The sequence below is a fragment of the Paracoccus pacificus genome (genome assembly GCF_042680785.1).
Classification (GTDB): domain Bacteria; phylum Pseudomonadota; class Alphaproteobacteria; order Rhodobacterales; family Rhodobacteraceae; genus Paracoccus; species Paracoccus pacificus.
In genome coordinates this window covers 272,301-289,889 of the sequence record NZ_JBHUEN010000006.1, presented here as the reverse complement: position 1 = coordinate 289,889, position 17,589 = coordinate 272,301, and the positions used below count along the sequence as shown (strand labels likewise).

At 63.6% G+C, this 17,589-nt stretch carries 20 protein-coding genes and 1 tRNA gene; 12 read left to right on the top strand and 9 right to left on the bottom strand.

The genetic code is table 11. From position 1 onward, the window contains the following. Positions 1-30: 30 nt before the first annotated feature. From ACFSCT_RS02940 to ACFSCT_RS02910, 7 genes are all read right to left on the bottom strand, one after another. Entirely contained in the window at positions 31-1,272 is a 1,242-nt protein-coding gene (locus ACFSCT_RS02940; RefSeq protein ID WP_379140020.1) for a cytochrome P450, read from the bottom strand. Positions 1,273-1,312: 40 nt separating this feature from the next. Next, positions 1,313-1,639 (bottom strand): YciI family protein, encoded by a 327-nt coding sequence (locus ACFSCT_RS02935; protein WP_379140018.1) that lies wholly within the window; start codon positions 1,637-1,639, stop codon positions 1,313-1,315. Position 1,640: 1 nt separating this feature from the next. Then, the gene (locus ACFSCT_RS02930; RefSeq protein WP_379140017.1) at positions 1,641-1,889 is read right to left on the bottom strand and encodes a hypothetical protein; all 249 of its coding nucleotides are present in this window, start codon (positions 1,887-1,889) and stop codon (positions 1,641-1,643) included. Positions 1,890-2,002: 113 nt separating this feature from the next. Beyond that, complete coding sequence (locus tag ACFSCT_RS02925; protein WP_379140016.1) at positions 2,003-2,536, bottom strand: dioxygenase; 534 nt, start codon at positions 2,534-2,536, stop codon at positions 2,003-2,005. Positions 2,537-2,554: 18 nt separating this feature from the next. Then, the gene (locus tag ACFSCT_RS02920) at positions 2,555-3,331 is read right to left on the bottom strand and encodes a citryl-CoA lyase (protein WP_379140014.1); all 777 of its coding nucleotides are present in this window, start codon (positions 3,329-3,331) and stop codon (positions 2,555-2,557) included. Then, entirely contained in the window at positions 3,328-4,830 is a 1,503-nt protein-coding gene (locus ACFSCT_RS02915; RefSeq protein ID WP_379140013.1) for a class I adenylate-forming enzyme family protein, read from the bottom strand. Before ACFSCT_RS02915 ends, ACFSCT_RS02920 begins: the two co-directional genes overlap by 4 nt. After that, positions 4,830-5,846, bottom strand: a complete 1,017-nt coding sequence (locus ACFSCT_RS02910; protein ID WP_379140011.1) for an IclR family transcriptional regulator — start codon at positions 5,844-5,846, stop codon at positions 4,830-4,832. Before ACFSCT_RS02910 ends, ACFSCT_RS02915 begins: the two co-directional genes overlap by 1 nt. Before the next feature lie 151 nt (positions 5,847-5,997). Between ACFSCT_RS02910 and ACFSCT_RS02905 the strand changes: the two genes are divergently transcribed. From ACFSCT_RS02905 to ACFSCT_RS02895, 3 genes are all read left to right on the top strand, one after another. Further along, positions 5,998-6,459 carry an IS5 family transposase gene (locus tag ACFSCT_RS02905; RefSeq protein WP_379140009.1) on the top strand — a complete coding sequence of 154 codons (462 nt, stop codon included), beginning with the start codon at positions 5,998-6,000 and terminating at the stop codon, positions 6,457-6,459. A 336-nt stretch (positions 6,460-6,795) separates the two neighbouring features. After that, positions 6,796-7,014: a hypothetical protein gene (locus ACFSCT_RS02900; RefSeq protein ID WP_379140008.1), complete on the top strand. Its 219-nt coding sequence runs from the start codon at positions 6,796-6,798 to the stop codon at positions 7,012-7,014. After that, positions 7,011-8,810 carry a TniQ family protein gene (locus ACFSCT_RS02895; protein WP_379140006.1) on the top strand — a complete coding sequence of 600 codons (1,800 nt, stop codon included), beginning with the start codon at positions 7,011-7,013 and terminating at the stop codon, positions 8,808-8,810. Before ACFSCT_RS02900 ends, ACFSCT_RS02895 begins: the two co-directional genes overlap by 4 nt. Before the next feature lie 154 nt (positions 8,811-8,964). On the opposite strand, the gene ACFSCT_RS02890 is transcribed toward ACFSCT_RS02895, so the two are convergent. Beyond that, positions 8,965-9,040: transfer RNA gene (locus tag ACFSCT_RS02890), tRNA-Lys, on the bottom strand. Positions 9,041-9,135: 95 nt separating this feature from the next. Between ACFSCT_RS02890 and dapF the strand changes: the two genes are divergently transcribed. From dapF to ACFSCT_RS02845, 9 genes are all read left to right on the top strand, one after another. Next, positions 9,136-9,954, top strand: a complete 819-nt coding sequence (dapF, locus tag ACFSCT_RS02885) for a diaminopimelate epimerase (protein ID WP_379140055.1) — start codon at positions 9,136-9,138, stop codon at positions 9,952-9,954. Then, positions 9,951-11,204 (top strand): tRNA (N(6)-L-threonylcarbamoyladenosine(37)-C(2))-methylthiotransferase MtaB, encoded by a 1,254-nt coding sequence (mtaB, locus tag ACFSCT_RS02880; RefSeq protein WP_379140004.1) that lies wholly within the window; start codon positions 9,951-9,953, stop codon positions 11,202-11,204. The genes dapF and mtaB overlap by 4 nt, the downstream gene beginning before the upstream one ends. Further along, positions 11,201-11,458 carry a hypothetical protein gene (locus ACFSCT_RS02875; RefSeq protein WP_379140002.1) on the top strand — a complete coding sequence of 86 codons (258 nt, stop codon included), beginning with the start codon at positions 11,201-11,203 and terminating at the stop codon, positions 11,456-11,458. The genes mtaB and ACFSCT_RS02875 overlap by 4 nt, the downstream gene beginning before the upstream one ends. 28 nt (positions 11,459-11,486) lie before the next feature. Then, positions 11,487-12,086: an FMN-binding negative transcriptional regulator gene (locus ACFSCT_RS02870; RefSeq protein WP_379140000.1), complete on the top strand. Its 600-nt coding sequence runs from the start codon at positions 11,487-11,489 to the stop codon at positions 12,084-12,086. Beyond that, complete coding sequence (locus tag ACFSCT_RS02865; RefSeq protein WP_379139998.1) at positions 12,083-13,000, top strand: histone deacetylase family protein; 918 nt, start codon at positions 12,083-12,085, stop codon at positions 12,998-13,000. Before ACFSCT_RS02870 ends, ACFSCT_RS02865 begins: the two co-directional genes overlap by 4 nt. Further along, positions 12,997-13,233, top strand: coding sequence for an exodeoxyribonuclease VII small subunit (locus tag ACFSCT_RS02860; protein WP_379139997.1), 237 nt, complete (start codon positions 12,997-12,999; stop codon positions 13,231-13,233). The genes ACFSCT_RS02865 and ACFSCT_RS02860 overlap by 4 nt, the downstream gene beginning before the upstream one ends. Beyond that, positions 13,233-14,099, top strand: a complete 867-nt coding sequence (locus ACFSCT_RS02855) for a polyprenyl synthetase family protein (protein ID WP_379139995.1) — start codon at positions 13,233-13,235, stop codon at positions 14,097-14,099. Before ACFSCT_RS02860 ends, ACFSCT_RS02855 begins: the two co-directional genes overlap by 1 nt. Positions 14,100-14,125: 26 nt before the next feature. After that, positions 14,126-16,048, top strand: coding sequence for a 1-deoxy-D-xylulose-5-phosphate synthase (gene dxs / locus ACFSCT_RS02850; RefSeq protein WP_379139993.1), 1,923 nt, complete (start codon positions 14,126-14,128; stop codon positions 16,046-16,048). Between the two features lie 157 nt (positions 16,049-16,205). Next, on the top strand, positions 16,206-16,805 hold the full coding sequence (locus ACFSCT_RS02845; RefSeq protein WP_379139991.1) for a LolA family protein: 600 nt from the start codon (positions 16,206-16,208) through the stop codon (positions 16,803-16,805). Between the two features lie 54 nt (positions 16,806-16,859). Here ACFSCT_RS02845 and ACFSCT_RS02840 read toward each other — a convergent pair whose 3' ends face one another. Next, the gene (locus ACFSCT_RS02840; RefSeq protein WP_379139990.1) at positions 16,860-17,438 is read right to left on the bottom strand and encodes a transglycosylase SLT domain-containing protein; all 579 of its coding nucleotides are present in this window, start codon (positions 17,436-17,438) and stop codon (positions 16,860-16,862) included. Between the last annotated feature and the right edge of the window lie 151 nt (positions 17,439-17,589).

Here is a 17,589-nt window from a genome sequence, read left to right as displayed (position 1 = left end):
TCGCATCCCCCGTTGTCGCGGCGCGGCGCCTCAGACCCGCCAGACCACCGGCAGGTTCACCGTCGCCCGGAAGAACCAGCCATGGACCTTCGGGCTGCCTTCGGGATCGCGGGCGAGGTCCGGCAGAGTGTCGAACATCTCCTCCAGCGCGATGCGCTGAATGGCGCTGCCGAAATAGCGCCCGGCACAGGCATGGGCACCGGTGTTGAAGGCCATATGCGCCTTGGTCGGGCGCCGCAGGTCATAGTCGTCGCCATCGGGGAACTGGGCCGGGTCGCGATTGGCCGAAGCCATGGATCCGGCGATGATCTCGCCCTCGGTCAGTTTGACTCCGGCGACCTCGACCTCGCCGACGACGCGGCGGGTATAGATGCCGATCGGTGAAATCCAGCGGAAGCCCTCGTGATTGGCGACGTCGATCAGGCTGTAATCACCCCGCACCGCGTCAAGCTGTTCGGGGCGCGAGAACAGGCCCAGAAGCGTGCTGGCCGCGCCGTGACCCGGTTCCTGCATGCCGCCCAGAAGTGTCACGAACAGCGTCGGATAGATGAACTCGTTCGAGCGCGGCTTGCCGTCCAGCGTTGCGTCATGGACCCAATGCGACAGCCCGGTATTGTCGGGCTGGCTGCGCACGCGTTCCAGGATCGGATCGACGATGCCGCGGATCTCGGCCTTGATGACATCGGCATGCTGCTGCGGCTCGGGCACAAGGAAGTTGCCGTGCTCGTCCATCCCCTTGTTCACCAGCGCCGCGCCAAGGCCATAGAACCAGCGGCGCAACTGATCCGAGGGCACGTCCTTCAGCCCCAGGAAATCGCCGACCGCGCGCACGCTGACCGGTTCCAGATATTCGGTGACGATATCGCCGCGGCCCTTGTCCTTGATCCCGGCCAGCACCTTGCGGGCGATCGGGCGGACCAGATCGTCGACATAGGCCGGCACCCGGTTCTTGCGCAGATGCGGGTCGATGAAGGAGCGCAGTTCGGTATGCAGCTCGCCCTCCGAGGACAGCACGTTGCCCTGACCGAACAGGCGCATGTGGGCCGGATCGGAAGCGCCGTGGAAATGCTGGCTGTCCATCGCCACCTGCCGGACCTCGTTCCAGCGCGTGACCAGCCACATCTTCATCGAGGGCACCCAGGCGATGGGCGTGTCCTCGCGCAGCCGGGCATAGATCGGATAGGGATCGCGGCTAAGCTCCTGCTCCAGCAGCACGGGGTCGATCTGCGCCAGCCAGTCGGGCGTATAACGGGTTGCTTCGGTAACTGTCATCATCTCCTCCAAAATGACCGTGTGGCGATCCGGGGCGGCGTCAGGTCGCCGCCGCCGCGCTGACCGCTTCTTCTTCGAGATACGGATTGCCGCGACGCCAGAGCCACGGATGGATCTCGACGGTTTCGAACAGCCCGGCCTGATTGTAGGGGTCGGCATCGACGAAGCTTTGCGCCCCGGCCACGCTGTCCGCCTTCAGCACGATCAGCGATCCCCGTTCGGACCCATCGGGGGACAGAAGTGGGCCCGACTGCAGCACCCTGACCCCCGGCGCGCCGCCGTCGAGATGGCGCATATGCCGCTGTTTTGTCTCGGCACGCAGCGCCTGCAATCCGGGCCGGTCGGCGGCGATGACCGCAAGGAACATCTCAGACCGCCTGCATCAGAATTAAGGTGCTGTCCGGTTTCTGGCCCAGATCGGACAGGTCGGGGTCCTGCTGCCGAAGCGGCTGCGTTTGACCGGCTGCGCAACCGGTAACCCCAATCAACGAACACCGCGCGGTCGCGGTCACGAAAGACGACCATTGGCGGCCGAAATGCCGGTTATCCATGTTTTTCCTCCGCTTGCGACGAAAGGCGGGGATGCCGCCTATGCCGATCGACAGCCTCCTCGCCATCGTTATGGATCATTTATGACAGATCGGGCGCAATACCATCAAATGATAAAAGCGAGAAACATAATACCTAATTGGTATGTTTCGTGGCTAGGCCACCTTGTCCAAGGTAGGCCTCATGTTGGTGCGGAGGCGGCTCCGTCCCAAAAGTGCAGACGAGCGACCTGCTTGCTAAGAGGGACGCGGCGATCGAACGGCTGCTCGATCTCCTCGGAAGCGTTGGGGATGGGATTGCCGTCCTGATCGCCGACGTTGCCATGAATGACCAGCGGCACCTCGTCGCTTTCGCGCGGCAGGATCGACTCACCCCATTCACGCTTCGGCGTGTTCGGGACATAGAACGGGCACAGCACAGTGGTTTCGGTCGCTTCCTCGGGGACGCCGGCGCTGACCATATTGACCAGTGAAGAAATACCCAGATTGTCCGAGAGCAGGATCATTTCCTGACGCTTGTCGTCGCTGATCTGGCCGGTGGCGGTCAGGAATTCGATACCCTTCATCCATTCGGCTTCGGTCAGGCGCACCTCACGCACAAAAGCATGGGCGTGTTTGATCAGCGACTGCAGAATCTCGTTCATGCGCGGATCCGGTATGCCGGAATAACGGTCGAGGACGACATCTGTCATTTCGGTTTTGGTCATGTTGCGCATGAGGGGCCTCCTGAGTGCTTAATTTGAATTGTTGCCGGGCCGCGCGGGCAGCATCGCCTCGTCGACCAGCGACCAGATGAATCGACCCGCGGGATCCTGCTGTTCTTCCGCGAGATGCGAGATCAGCCCCGCCGCCCGCGATAGGACTGCGAAGCCGCGCATCAGTCTGACCGGGATACCGATGTCCCCCAGCACGGCGGCGATAGCGCCGGTCGCGTTGATGGTGATGTGGCGGTTCGCTGCGCGGTCGACCTCTGCGGCCAGCAGATTGAGCGCGCGACAGTAATCGCCTGCGACGCCCTTTTCCTTCGCCATGGCCAGCAGGGCGATGGCGCGGGGATCATCGGGCCTATGCAGGTGATGGCCGAAGCCCGGAACGTGATCCTTCCGCCGTCGATGGTCCTGCGCAATTTCGGTCGCTTCCGCTGCTGGGTCGGGTGCGGACGAGATCCGGGCCAGCAGCTCTGCGGCCTGCTCCATCGTGCCGACGAACTGGCTGCCGACGGCAAGCAGACCGGCGGCGACGCCCGACTGGATGTTTTCCGGCGAGCTCGCATAGACCATCCGCGCGGCAATGGCGCTTGGTGTCATGCCGTGTTCCATCAGCATGATCAGCACCGCTTCGACGATGGCCATCTGGCCCGCGCCCAATTGGCGCCCAAGGATCTGGCGGATGAACACATCCACGAAAGACGCGTTGCCCAGCAGATCGCCGACCAGATTCTGATCGCGGTAATAGACGGCATCGGTGGTGTAGCTGCACAATGCAGTCTGCGGCACGGTTTTCGGGCTCATGCCGAGACTCCCTGTCGGCGAAGAATTTCAGAACGCACCGCCGACTTGACGGTCTTGCCGACCGCGCTTCTCGGCAGGGCGTCGAAGATGTGGATTTCCTTCGGTGCCTTTACCGAGCCAAGCTCGCTTTTGATCGAAGCGATCAGCGCATCGGTGTCCAACGTGCCGGCGTCGCGCAGTTCGATCGCGGCATGAACCGCCTCGCCCCATTTCGCGTCCGGAATGCCGACGACCGAGCAGTCCGAGACCAGAGGATGGCGCGAAATCACCACCTCGACATCGCTCGGATAGACATTGAAGCCGCCGGTGATGATCACGTCGCGCAACCTGTCCCGCATGAACAGATAGCCCTGTTCATCCATCACTCCGGCATCGCCGGTGCGCAGCCAGCCGTCTGTCATCACCTTGGCGGTTTCCTCGGGCGCGTTGAAATAGCCGGTCATCACCAGATCGCCCCGGACAGCGATTTCGCCCTCCTCACCGACCGGCAGGCGACGGCCATCCGGGGAGAGGATTGCCATCTGGGTCATAGCCGTGGCCCGTCCGACCGAGCCCATCATTTCGCCGGTCATCATCTCGGGGGGCAGGAAGGTCACGATCTGTGGCGCTTCGGTCTGCCCGTAGGAGGTGCAGAGCACGTCGCCGAACAACGATTGCGCCTTGCGGATCTTCTCCGGCCGCATCGGTGCGCCGCCATAGACCAGATAGCGCAGTGCGTGAAGGTCGCGGGGCTGTCTCTGCTGCTCGTCCATCAATGCGAAAATCAGGGTCGGCGGAGCGAAAAGCACCGTGACGGCGTGACGCTCGGCAGTGTCGAGCAGATCCGCCGGCTTCGATTCCGCCGGAAAGACCAGCGTCCCCCCTGCAGCGAGGAAGGGCAGCATATAGGTCGACGTGCCATGGGTCAGGGGCGCTGCGACCAGATAGCGGTCCCGCGCGGTCAGTTTCAGCTCGGCCAATTGGGTGATGATATTGGTGTTCCACGCCCGTAGCGGCTGCATTACCCCCTTTGGCGTGCCGGTCGTTCCTCCGGTGAACTTGATCGCCTGTGTGCGGTCGAGCGGCACCCCGACTGGCGAAGCCGGACCCAGCTTCACCCGGTCCGGCGGCGCCGTTTCGCCGCTTTTTGATCCAAGCGCACGCGGTTGCGGCGACACCTCCGACAGGCGGGCGGCCATAGCATCGTCAAGAAAGATCGCCACAGGATCGACGAACTCAACGATCCGGCGCAGTTCTGGATCGCCATTGCGAGGATTGAGCGGCACCCAGATCTGTCCAGCGGCAAGCACAGCGAGGATCTGGATCAGGTGATCGACGCTGTTCGCCGCACCGATGCAGACGGCGGCATCTTCGCCGGCATCAAGCGCCGTCAGCCGCGCCGCTTCCTCTAGGACCTGCCGGGCCAGCTCCCGGTAGGTCAGCGCGCCATCGCTGCTGATGACGGCGATATTGTCAGGAAACCGCTCTGCCGAGCGCCAGAAATAATCGATTGGGTACATCATATATCCGGACTGTCATGAGGATTGATGGGCACCAGATTCCCGGGAATCTGAATGCCAGTTATGGAAAGCAGTTCGCGGCAGATAACCTGTGCGATCTCAAGACGACGCTCGACCGACATCCGGGACGCGATCGCGGTGACGCTGATAGATGCTACAGCCTCTCCATTCACCAGAATCGGAACCGCCACCCCGTAGACACCGTCGATGATACGGGCCGGGTTGAAGGAAAATCCGGTCCGGCGGGTATCCGTCACCATTTGCGCGACATCAGCCGCAGAGAGCTTGAATGCGTCATACAGGGACGCGTTTTGTCTGATCAGCGCCTGGCGCTCGTCCGAAGGCAGGAAGGCGAGGATGGCGAGGCTGCCCGACCCGGCGCCAAGCGGGCGCCGCGAGCCGGCCTCCAATGACAAAACGCGGATCGGAAACTCGCCCTCTCGACGCGCAAGGCAGACCGCTTCTGATCCGCTGCGCACCGAGAAAAGCACAGTGTCACGGGTTTGCTCGGCAATCCGATCCAGCACCGGCATGAATATTTCCCGGCGCGCGAACCAAGGACTGCCTTTGACCGCGAATGAGAAGATGGCGGGGCCGACTGAATACAGTTTGGTCTGCGTGTTGAAGGCCAAAAAGCCGTCTGCCACCAGCGCCTGCAGGATGCGTCGCGTGGTGGCGAGATGAAGACCGCTTTGTTCGGCGACATCGGAGAGCCGGGTTCCCGCCTCGCCACGCTCGGCGACGATCGACAGCAGGTTAATGGCACGACCGATGCTTTGGCTGCCCTCGCCGCGGCTGGTCGATGAGTTCGTTGAGGTAGAGGGCGACATGGGTTGATCTCCCTGGGTGTTGGCATTGCGACCCAATAAGCCACGTATCCGCATCCTTTGGGAATCACCGAAACTGGATTGGATGGCCTGCACATGATCGGGTTGGATCTGCTGTGCTGTCGCGGCGTTCGCAGCCGAGGTTCTCAATACGCACGAATCAGATCGCAACAATCGGTGCATCGTCATTCCTCCCATCTTTACGGGTAGGGAACAGTTCCTTTGTTGTCAATATATGGTATATATATATCATAATATGATATTAATGAAGTTTACCGACGAGATATCAATTAGTTAGTGTGGGCGCGAACCTCGTGAAGGCAGATATACGGCTGAATTGTTGGAATTGTTCCGTGCCCGGACAGGGCTCAAAAGGGGGACTCGAAGTCAGGCCATCGGCAAGTCGAAGGGCGGCTGGACGACCAAGATCCTCGCCCTGACGGATGCCTTGGGTCACCTCGTGCGCTTCGTTCTGTTGCCGGGGCACCGCTTCGACACGGTCGGTGTCGCGCCGTTGATCGACGGCATCGTCTTCGATGCGATCCTCGCTGACAAGGCCTTTGACAGCAACCGGATCATCGCCGAGATGAACGAACGCGGTGCGGCGATCTGCATTTCCCAGCGCGCGCAGCGCAAGGCGCCGTTGCCGATCGATCCCGAGCTCTACAAAAGGCGACACCTGATCGAGAACTTCTTCGGAAAACTCAAGGAGTTCAAGCGGATCGCGCTACGGGCCGAAAAGTCCGACATCGCCTTCAAGGCGATGATCTACGCTGCCGCAGCCCTCATCAACTCAAGATGAAACTCAACAGACCCTAGTGCAAAAGGCGGGTTTTCTGTTGATTTTGGGTTCTACATCGCTGGTTGCAGCGGCGGTCCGATACCGAGCGATATCGCCCGATCGTAGATCATTTCAGGATGTTCATGATAGAAAACTATCCGATCAAGCCCAGGCAAAAGGTCTTGGGGCAGGTGGTGACCGAGCGGCACTGCTATCGTTGGGCGGAACTCAGGCATAAACACGGGTTGTCCCCCGCGCGTAGCAAGCGGTATCGGCGCACCATTTGGGTCGGGGAGTCAGCCCTCGCTCGCCGGAGGTCGGGCCGGTTACGTTCGGATGCGATCAGGCCTTTTTTATATGCATATCCTCGCCCAAATGATCTGCGAGGCCATCGGTGAGGTGCTTCTTGCCGAGGAGAGTACCTTGTCGGCGAAATCTTTCGCGACTTGCTTCGCACGGCGTTCCGGCAGTTCGGATGGGCTCAACCCGTTCATCGCCGAGAACTATCTGGCCATCAACGTACGCAAGCTGCTGGAGCCAGAGCCCGGTCCTGAAATCCCCAGGAGGCCGAGATGAGGCTGGGGCTGACATTGCCGCTCCTGCCGATGGAGACTCTACCGTCTTTCGTGTCGTACATCGCGCAGAGGAACGGGTTGCGGCACGTACAGGATTTTGTTCAGGACATGGATCTGTCCTGGCGGCAAATCCTTCAACTCGATCCTGGTACGGTTCAGGACTTGGCCGAACTGACGGGCGTAGACGCCGAGGCGCTTGCGGCAGACAGCTTCGCACCGGTTAGTGACGGCTTCTTCCGCTTCCGTGGCCGTGACCTACCGCTGTCCTTTCTGAATCGCTCAGCGCTGAAATACTGTCCCCTTTGCGTCTCAAACGACCGCGATGTCCATGGCAGGACATGGGGACGGGCCTTGTGGCAACTCCATCCTCTGCACGTCTGTCCGGCGCATGGCGTGATGCTGGACGTATTGGCGCCGCCGGATTATCCACGCTGTCCACATGATTTTGCGGGCAGGATCGCTGATCATTGGGCTCTGATCAACGCAGTAGCTGCCCTCGATGTCGGCAGGGAAGCAACGCGTTTTGCACGCTATCTGTCTGAGCGGCTGCATGGTCATGATCCCCGCAACGGCGCCTCCTGGTTGGACGGCTTGCCCCTGGATGTGGCCGCACGGCTTTGCGAGAATGTCGGCACCCTGGTCATAGCGGGCCCCAATTCGCATCCCAAAGCACTGGATCGCAGGCGAATGATTGAGGCTGGCGCTGTGGGCTTTGCGATCAGTGTAAAGGGGCTCGATGCGCTGCGGGATGTTTATGAATCCGTCCGGCGTCGCTCGCCGAGTTCGAAGGGCGGGTTCTATGCCGACTTCGGATTCTATACCCGGTGGCTGCTGCAGCGCATGGCCCAACCGGAGCGATATCGGCAGGTTCTCGACCATTTCCGGGACTTCATGCTGGACAGCTATCCCGTGGCCCTTGGCCAGGAGATTCTGGGGCGCACCTGCACCCGGCGGAGATGGTTCACATGGGCAGAGATCGGGCGCAAATATGGCCTCAGCTCCGGGCGCGTCGCGCGGTTCCAGCGCGCCCTTGGCATCAGCGGTGATGATCTGCGACGGGTGGCACCCGCCGCCTATGATACTGAGCTGTCGATCCTTTCTCGGGGGCTTGATCGGAAGCAAGCGGCGCATCGTCTGAACTTGCATCCATCCGGCATCGACAAGCTTGTCGCGGCAGGGCTTCTGAATCATGCTCTGGTCTTGCCGCAGATGGACAAGCTGTTCCTGCCCGAGGACATCGACAGCTTTCTGACGGCGGTCTTCGCCAACGCCGCGATGGTCGAGACCTCTCCCGCAGGAGCATGGCCGCTGCGCAACATTGCCCATAAAGCGGCACTGCCCAATGCTGCTCTTCTCCGGGCTGTGATCTCTGGCAGACTGGAGAATGTCTGGCGACTACGCGCTATCAGCGGCCTGCCAGCGCTGCATCCGGATCTGGACGAGGTGCTGGACGCTTTCGAATCGCCGCCGCTGATCGGCCTGACGCGAGACGATCTGCGGAGGCAGTTGCATATCAATTGCTCAACCGTCAGCCTGCTGCTGAAAAGCAGTATGATCGCCAGCCGACAGTTCCCCCATCCGCGGACGCGCCAGCCGTTGTCCTTGATCGCAGCAGAGGATCTGGATCGTTTCCTCGACCTGCATTTACCGCTCGGCCTCATGGCCTGGCAGCTTGGAACGCAGGCAAAGCACGTCGCCGCCCGGCTGGACAGGGCAGAAGTCTGGCCAATCCTTCTGCCCGAGCGCTGCAGCAAGATTTATCTACGCGGAAAAGCGGCCCCGGTCATCGCCATCTGATCCACGGAATCGCTCAAAAACAAGCCCCGTCGATCCGTTCGGCGGGGCTTTCCCGTGCGCACGAAAACCACCCCAAAATCCGCCAAATCGGCGGTTGAGATAGATTCGTCTGTCGTTTGAGTTACTTACCCATGTCGCACGACATTGAATTCAATGGTGAGCCCAACAGGATTCGAACCTGTGACCCACTGATTAAAAGTCAGTTGCTCTACCAACTGAGCTATGGGCCCACGACAGGGCGTTTCTCTAGGGGGGGTGGCGGGCAGGGTCAAGTGGGAAAATGGCGGTACTGGCGGAATCGTCGGTCGGGGGGTATATCGGCGGCATGGAAAACACGCCGAACCCCGGCCTGCCCTTCATGAAAATGCACGGGCTTGGCAATGATTTTGTCGTCATCGACCTGCGCGGCGGGGGCCAGCCCCCTTCGGCCGAGCAGGTGCGCGCCATTGCCGACCGGCATTTTGGCGTGGGATTTGATCAGCTTGCGACCATTTCGGCCGATGATGGCGATGCCGATGTGCGGCTGCGGTTCTGGAACGCCGACGGCAGTGTTTCGGCGGCCTGCGGCAATGCCACGCGCTGCATCGCGCGGCTGGTGATGGACCAGACCGGTGCGGCCAAGCTGCGGCTGCGGACAGATCACGGGCTTCTGCTGGCCGAAGACGCGGGCGGCGGCCTGACCCGCGTCAACATGGGCCAGCCCGTGACCGACTGGCGCCTGATCCCGCTGGCGCAGGATGTCGATACGCTCCACCTGCCGATCGACGGCGATCCGGTCGCGACCGGCATGGGCAACCCGCACGCGACCTTTTTCGTTGGCGACGCCGAGGCCGTCGATCTGGCCACGTTCGGCCCGCGGATGGAGCATCATCCGCTCTATCCCCAGCGCACCAATGTCGAGATTGTTCAGGTGCTCGACCCCGAAACCATTCGCCTGCGGATATGGGAACGGGGAACCGGTCCGACGCTCGCCTCGGGGTCGTGTTCCTGCGCGGCGGCCGTGGCGGCGGCGCGGCGCGGCCTGACCGGGCGCAAGGTCACCGTTCACGTCCCCGGCGGCACGCTTCATATCGACTGGCGCGAGGATGGGGTCTGGATGACCGGCCCCACGGCCTATGTTTTTGACGGGGTGTGGCGGGGATGAGCGCGCCGGTATTCTCGACCCTCGGCTGCCGCCTGAACGCCTATGAGACCGAGGCGATGCGGGAAATGGCGGAATCGGCGGGGCTTTCCGGCGCGGTGATCGTCAACACCTGCGCGGTGACGGCCGAGGCGGTGCGCAAGGCCCGTCAGGAAATCCGCAGACTTTCGCGCGAGAACCCCGGCGCGCCGGTCATCGTCACAGGCTGCGCCGCGCAGACCGAGCCCGAAACCTTCGCCGCCATGCCCGAAGTCACCCGCGTCATCGGCAACCACGAAAAGATGCAGCCCGAGACGTGGACCCAGCTTCGCGCACCGGATTGGGTGGGCGAGACGGAAAAGATCCGCGTCGACGACATCATGTCGGTGCGCGAAACGGCGGGGCATCTGATCGACGGCTTCGGCCGGCATCGCGCCTATGTGCAGGTTCAGAACGGTTGCGACCACCGCTGTACCTTCTGCATCATCCCCTATGGCCGCGGCAACTCGCGGTCGGTTCCGGCCGGCGTGGTTGTCGATCAGATCAAGCGCCTGCGCGATCGCGGCTTTAACGAGGTAGTGCTGACCGGCGTCGACCTGACCTCATGGGGTGCGGATCTGCCCGGGCAGCCGCGGTTGGGAGATCTGGTGATGCGGATCCTGCGGCTGGTGCCGGACCTGCCGCGCCTGCGGATCAGCAGCATCGACAGCATCGAGGCGGATGAGAACCTGATGCTGGCCATCGCCACCGAACCGCGTCTGATGCCGCATCTGCACCTGTCCTTGCAGGCGGGGGACGACATGATCCTCAAGCGCATGAAACGCCGCCATCTGCGCGATGAAGCCATCCGCTTCTGCGAGGACGCCCGCAAGCTGCGCCCGGGCATGGTCTTTGGCGCCGACATCATCGCCGGCTTCCCGACCGAGACCGAGGCCATGTTCGACAACTCGCTGAAACTGGTCACCGATTGCGATCTGACGTTTCTGCATGTTTTCCCCTATTCGGCACGCAAGGGAACGCCCGCCGCCCGCATGCCGCAGGTGCGCGGCGAGGTCATCCGCGATCGCGCCGCCCGGCTGCGCGAGGCGGGGGATGCCGCGCTGAACCGGCATCTTGATGCGCAGCTGGGCCGCAGGCATTCGATCCTGACCGAAGGCCCGCGTCTGGGCCGGACCGAGCAGTTCGCCGAAGTCACCTTTGACCGCGACATGCCTGAAGGCTCGCTGATCGACGTCACCGTCCTGCGGCACGACGGACAAAGGCTCGCGGCATGAGCGTGATCGTCCTGCACGGCTCTCGTATGGTGAACCGGCAGGCGGCGCATGAAGAGCTGGTCAACGCCTTTGGTCTGACCGATGGTGCGCATCTGACGTTGCTGACGCTGGCCGAGGCACTGCGTGCGCTGCCTTCGGGAACGCGGGTGATCTGGCAGGGTTATGGCGCGGCCGTGGACATGCTTGGCGATTATGCCGACCGGATCGAGGCTGTCCTGACCAAGGCGGATAATCTGGATCTGGAAACCGACTGACCACCCTGTTCCCGCTGAAGGCCGCGACATGCATCCCAATCCGATCTTCCGCAAGGAAACCGCCCGTCAGAATATGCAATTCGCGCTGGATCGGGGCTTTGGCACGTTGACTTGCGCGGGGGATCCATGGCCGCTGGCCAGTCACGTGCCGTTCGTGAAAGGGCCGGGCGATAGCGTCGAGTTTCACATGGTCCGCTCCAACCCGATCTGCCGGGTGGCGCCGGCGCCAGCGCTGCTGGCGGTCACCGGGCCGGACGGCTATATCTCGCCCGATTGGTACCGGATCGCGGATCAGGTGCCGACGTGGAACTATCTCGCGGTTCATCTGCGCGGGCGGATCGAGGCCCTGCCGGTCGAGACGCTGCGCGACCATCTGGACCGGCTGTCGGCCACGTTCGAGCAGCGCCTTTTGCCGAAAAAGCCATGGTCCGCCGCCAAGATGACGCCCGAGGCGCTGGCGCGGATGATGCGGATGATCCTGCCCTTCCGGCTGGTGATCGAGGATGTTCAGGGCACGTGGAAGTTCAGCCAGAACAAGCCCGACGCGGCGCGCCTGTCGGCCGCCGATCACGTCGCCCCCGATCTGGCCGTGCTGATGCGTGCGGCAGGTGCAGGACCGGAACAATGACCCTTCTTTATACCCATGACGCCGCCGACGGCCATGTGAACCCGCCCGGACACCCCGAGCAGGTGCCGCGCCGACGCGCGGTTCTGGATGCGCTGGCCGATCTGGATCTGGACCGGCGCAGCGCCCCCTTGGCGGCGGCGTCCGAGGTTCTGCGCTGTCATCCGCAAACCTATCTTGACCGGATCGCCGCCGCGGTTCCCGCAGAAGGGTGGACCGCGCTCGACGGCGACACCACGCTTTCGCCCGGCAGTCTTGAGGCCGCCATGCGTGCGGTCGGCGGCGCATGTGCCGCGGTCGATGCGGTTCTGGACGGGCAGGACGATACCGCCTTTGTGGTCATGCGCCCGCCCGGCCATCATGCCGAAACCCAGATGGCGATGGGGTTTTGCCTGTTCGGCACGGTGGCGATCGCGGCCCGACGCGCGCTTGACCACCACGGTCTGTCACGGGTCGCCGTGCTGGATTTCGACGTCCATCACGGCAACGGCACGCAGGACCTTTTGTGGAATGAACCGCGCGCGCTTTTCGCCTCGACCCATCAGATGCCGCTGTTTCCGGGCAGCGGCGCCGCGTCGGAAACCGGCGCCCACGGCCAGATCGTCAACCGCCCGCTGCGCCCCGGCACGGGCGGTGAAGCGGCCCGCGCGGCCTGGGACGATATCCTGCGGCGGGTCGCCGCGCAGGACCCGGAACTGATCCTGATCTCGGCCGGTTTCGACGCCCATGCGGACGATCCGCTGGCCAATCTGAACTGGCGGTCGGCGGATTTCGCGGCGATCACCCGGGCCATCTGCGAAACCGCGGCCGCGTCGGGCGCACGGGTGGTGTCCAGTCTGGAAGGTGGTTATGATCTCGGCGCGCTCGGCCGCTCTGCCCGGGCGCATGTGGAAGCCCTGATGGAGTATCGCGCGTGACCGACATCGAAAACCTGTCCTTCGAGGATGCGATGAAAGAGCTGGAAAGCGTCGTCTCCCGTCTGGAACGCGGCGAGGTCAGCCTTGACGAATCCATCGCGCTTTACGAACGCGGCGCCAAATTGCGCGAGCATTGCGACAAGCGCCTGCGCGACGCCGAGGAACGGGTCAGCAAAATAACCCTGAACGCCAATGGCGAACCCGGTGGCACCACCCCGGCCGAGGGTCTTTGATGGTCTCAAAGCGCATGGAGCAGGTGCGCGCCGAGGTGCAGGGCAGGCTTGATCTGGCGATCTCGCTGATGCCCGAAGGGCGGTTGCGGGACGCGATGGCTTACGCGGTCCTTGGCGGCAAGCGGGTCAGGGCCTTTCTGGTCATGGAATCGGCCCGCCTGCACGAAGTGCCGGCCGAGGCCGCGTTGCCGGTCGCGGCGGCGGTCGAGGCGCTGCACGCCTATAGTCTGGTCCATGACGACCTGCCGGCGATGGACGATGACGAGCTGCGCCGTGGCCTGCCGACCTGTCATGTCCAATGGGACGAGGCGACCGCGATTCTGGCCGGCGACGCGCTGCAAACCCTGGCCTTCGAGCTGCTGACCGATCCGGCCATCGGCGGGGCGGAAACGCGGGTCGCGCTGGTCGCGGCACTGGCGCGCGCCGCCGGTGCGCGGGGAATGGTCTGGGGGCAGGAACAGGACATCGCCGCCGAAACCGCCGTGGCGCCCTTGACGCTGGATCAGATCACCGCCCTGCAACGGGCCAAGACCGGCGCGCTGATCGGTTTTGCGGCCGAGGCCGGCCCGTTGATGGCGGGTTCCGATCCGGCACCGCTGCGGCACTATGCGCAGGCGCTGGGGCTGGCCTTTCAGATCGCCGACGACATTCTTGACGTGACCGGGACCGAGGCCGAAACCGGCAAGCGCGTCGGCAAGGACGCGGCCGCGAACAAGGCCACCTTCGTCTCGCTGCTTGGTCTGGACGGTGCGCGGGAACGCGCCGCGGCTTTGGTGGCGCAGGCGGAAAACGCGCTTGCCCCCTATGGCGATTCAGCGGAATCCTTGCGGGAATTGGCGCGTTTCGTTATCCAGCGCGATAAATAAGGCCCAGACGTGCCAGGGGGCGCGACATGACCAATTCTTCCGCCGACCGGCCGCTGACGCCGGTACTGGATCTGATCAACCTGCCCACCGATCTGAAGGCGTTGACCGACCGGCAGTTGCGTCAGCTTGCCGATGAGTTGCGGGCCGAGACGATCTCGGCCGTGTCGCAGACCGGTGGCCATCTGGGGGCCGGTCTGGGTGTGGTCGAACTGACCGTGGCGCTGCATGCCGTGTTCGATGCGCCCCGCGACAAGATCATCTGGGATGTCGGTCATCAGTGCTATCCGCACAAGATCCTGACCGGGCGACGCGACCGCATCCGCACCTTGCGGGCCGAGGGGGGGCTTTCGGGTTTCACCAAGCGCTCGGAAAGCCCGTTCGATCCGTTCGGCGCAGGACATTCCAGCACCTCGATCAGCGCCGCCCTTGGCTTCGCGATGGCACGTGAGCTGGGCGGTGATCCGGGCGATGCCGTGGCGGTGATCGGCGATGGCGCCATGTCGGCCGGCATGGCGTTCGAGGCGCTGAACAACGCCGGCCATCTGGGCAAGCGGCTGTTCGTCATCCTGAACGACAACGAAATGTCCATCGCACCGCCGGTCGGCGCGCTTTCGACCTATCTCACCCGGCTTTACGCGGGCGGACCCTTTCAGGACCTCAAGGCCGCCGCCAAGGGCGCGGTCGGCCTGCTGCCCGAGCCGTTCCAGCAGGGCGCCAAGCGGGCCCGCGACCTGCTGAAAGGCATGGCCGTCGGCGGCACGTTGTTCGAGCAGCTCGGGTTTTCCTATATCGGCCCTGTCGACGGCCACGATCTGGACCAGCTTTTGCCGTTGCTGCGGACCGTCAAGGCCCGCGCCACCGGCCCGGTTCTGCTGCATGTCGTGACCCAGAAGGGCAAGGGCTACGCGCCGGCCGAACGCGCCGCCGACAAAGGCCATGCGACGGCGAAATTCGACGTTCTGACCGGCGCGCAGGCCAAGGCGCCGTCGAACGCCCCCAGCTATACCAGCGTATTCGCCAAAAGCCTGATTGATCAGGCCAGCCGCGACGACCGGATCGTCGCGGTGACTGCGGCGATGCCCGACGGCACCGGCCTGAACCTGTTCGCCGAGCGGTTTCCGCGCCGCTGTTTCGATGTCGGCATAGCCGAGCAGCACGCCGTCACCTTCTCGGCCGGGCTTGCGGCGGGCGGAATGCGGCCGTTCTGCGCGATCTATTCGACCTTTCTGCAACGCGGTTACGACCAGATCGTCCATGACGTCGCGATCCAGCGCCTGCCGGTGCGCTTCGCCATCGACCGGGCCGGGCTGGTCGGGGCCGACGGCGCCACCCACGCCGGATCCTATGACACCGCGTTTCTGTCGAACCTGCCCGGATTCGTGGTGATGGCGGCGGCGGATGAGGCCGATCTGGTCCATATGGTCGCCACCGCCGCCGCCCATGAAGAAGGCCCCATCGCCTTCCGCTATCCGCGTGGCGAGGGGACCGGCGTCGATCTGCCCGAACGCGGCCAACCGATCGAGATCGGCCGGGGCCGCATCATCGCCGAAGGCGCGCGCGTCGCCATCCTGTCCTTCGGCACCCGCCTGTCCGAGGTCATGGCCGCCCGCGAATCGCTGGCCGCCCGCGGCCTTGCCCCGACCGTCGCCGACGCGCGCTTCGCCAAACCGCTGGACCATGACCTGATCCTGCGCCTTGTGGCCGAACATGAGGCCATCATCACGGTCGAAGAGGGCGCGATCGGCGGCTTTGGCAGCCATGTCGCGCAGTTTCTGGCCGAGCGCGGGGTTTTCGATCGTGGCTTCCGCTTCCGCCAGATGGTGCTGCCCGATACGTTCATCGACCACGCCGCGCCGCAGGCGATGTACGCCGCCGCCGCCATGAACGCGCCCCAGATCGAGGCCCGCGTGCTTGAACTTCTGAGCGTGAGCATGGCCCGGCGCGCCTGACCGCCGCTTTTTTCGCGTATCACCCCGCGTACGTGGCGGCTCACGGACAAGTTGCCGGATTCGTGTCGGAACGCTCACGCCACCGTGGGCGTTCAAGCCGTGAAACATCCTTTGATCGTGATGTGCAACCTATTGGAAAGCCGATATGATCGACGCCATGAAAACGCTTCGCCGCCTCGCCGCGCCCGCCGCCGCCCTTGTCCTGTCCCTTGGCATGTCGCTGCCCGCGATGGCCGAGAAAATTCCGCTGAACGAGATCTCGCGCTATCTGAACAGCATCAAGACCGCCGCCGCCGATTTCACCCAGGTGAACAGCAACGGCTCGGTCCAGAAGGGCAAGCTGTACATCCACCGCCCGAACCGGGTGCGTTTTGAATACGCTGGAAAGGACAAGTCGCTGGTGCTGGCGTCGGCCGGTCAGGTGGCGGTCTTTGACGCGAAATCCGATCAGGGTCCGCAGCAATACCCGCTGTCGCAGACGCCGCTGTCGATCATCCTGGCCGAGAACGTCAACCTTGGCCGCGCCAAGATGGTGACCGGCTATACCGAGCGGAAGAACACCACCGTGGTGACCGCGCAGGACCCGGCGAACCCCCAGTATGGCAATATCCAGATGGTGTTCAGTGCCAACCCGACTACGCTGCGGCAATGGGTGATCACCGATAACGCCGGCAAAAAGACCACCGTCGTTCTGGGTGACATGCAGACCGGCGTGACGATCAAGCCCTCGGCCTTCGCCATCCCCAGTAATTTCTAGCGCGAAACGATTCGCCCCGGACGGGCCGCCACGCGATCGGCGGCCCTTTTCGGGTCAGCGGCAGGTCGCAAGCTGTGACTGATAAAGCGCCGCGCGCGCGCCGACCCGGTTCGCCACGTCCAAAAGCCACGGCTTGCCGTAATGCGACCCGTTCGCGAACCCGGTCCGCCCCTCGTGATAGGCCAAATATTGCGAGGCGGCGTCGGATTTCGACACGCCCAGCCGCGCGTAGGTGCCCTGCATGTACCACCCCATGAAGTCGGTCGCGTCGCGAATGTCGTCGCGGCGGGCGCGGCGGTTTCCGGTTTCCTTCTGGTATTCTTCCCAGGTCTGATCCAGCGCCTGCGAGTAGCCGAAGGCCGAGCTTTGGCGCCCGATCGGAATCACCCCCAGCGCGTATTGGTGCGGGGTGCGCGCATCGCCGACGAATTTCGATTCCTGATGGATCGTGGCCATCTGCACCGCGACCGGCACGCCCCATTTCCGTTCCGTCGCGCGCATGGCGGCAAGATAGCGCGGGCGCTCGGCTATCAGCGCGCAGGCGTTATCAAGGTTGCGGGGCGCGGTTGCATCGCGACTTCCGCCGCAGGAGGCGACCAACATGAGGATCGCCAACCGCAAATATTTATTCATACTGCCCCCTCACGGGATTGTTCGTCTTTTTTTTCCGTTTTACGCCATTTGGGCGAAACTGGAAATGACATTCCGGTAACCATGCGCGCCGGATCGCCGCTGGCCGTGGTAGACTCGGATGAAACATCGGCGTAAAAGCGCAAGCCATGAA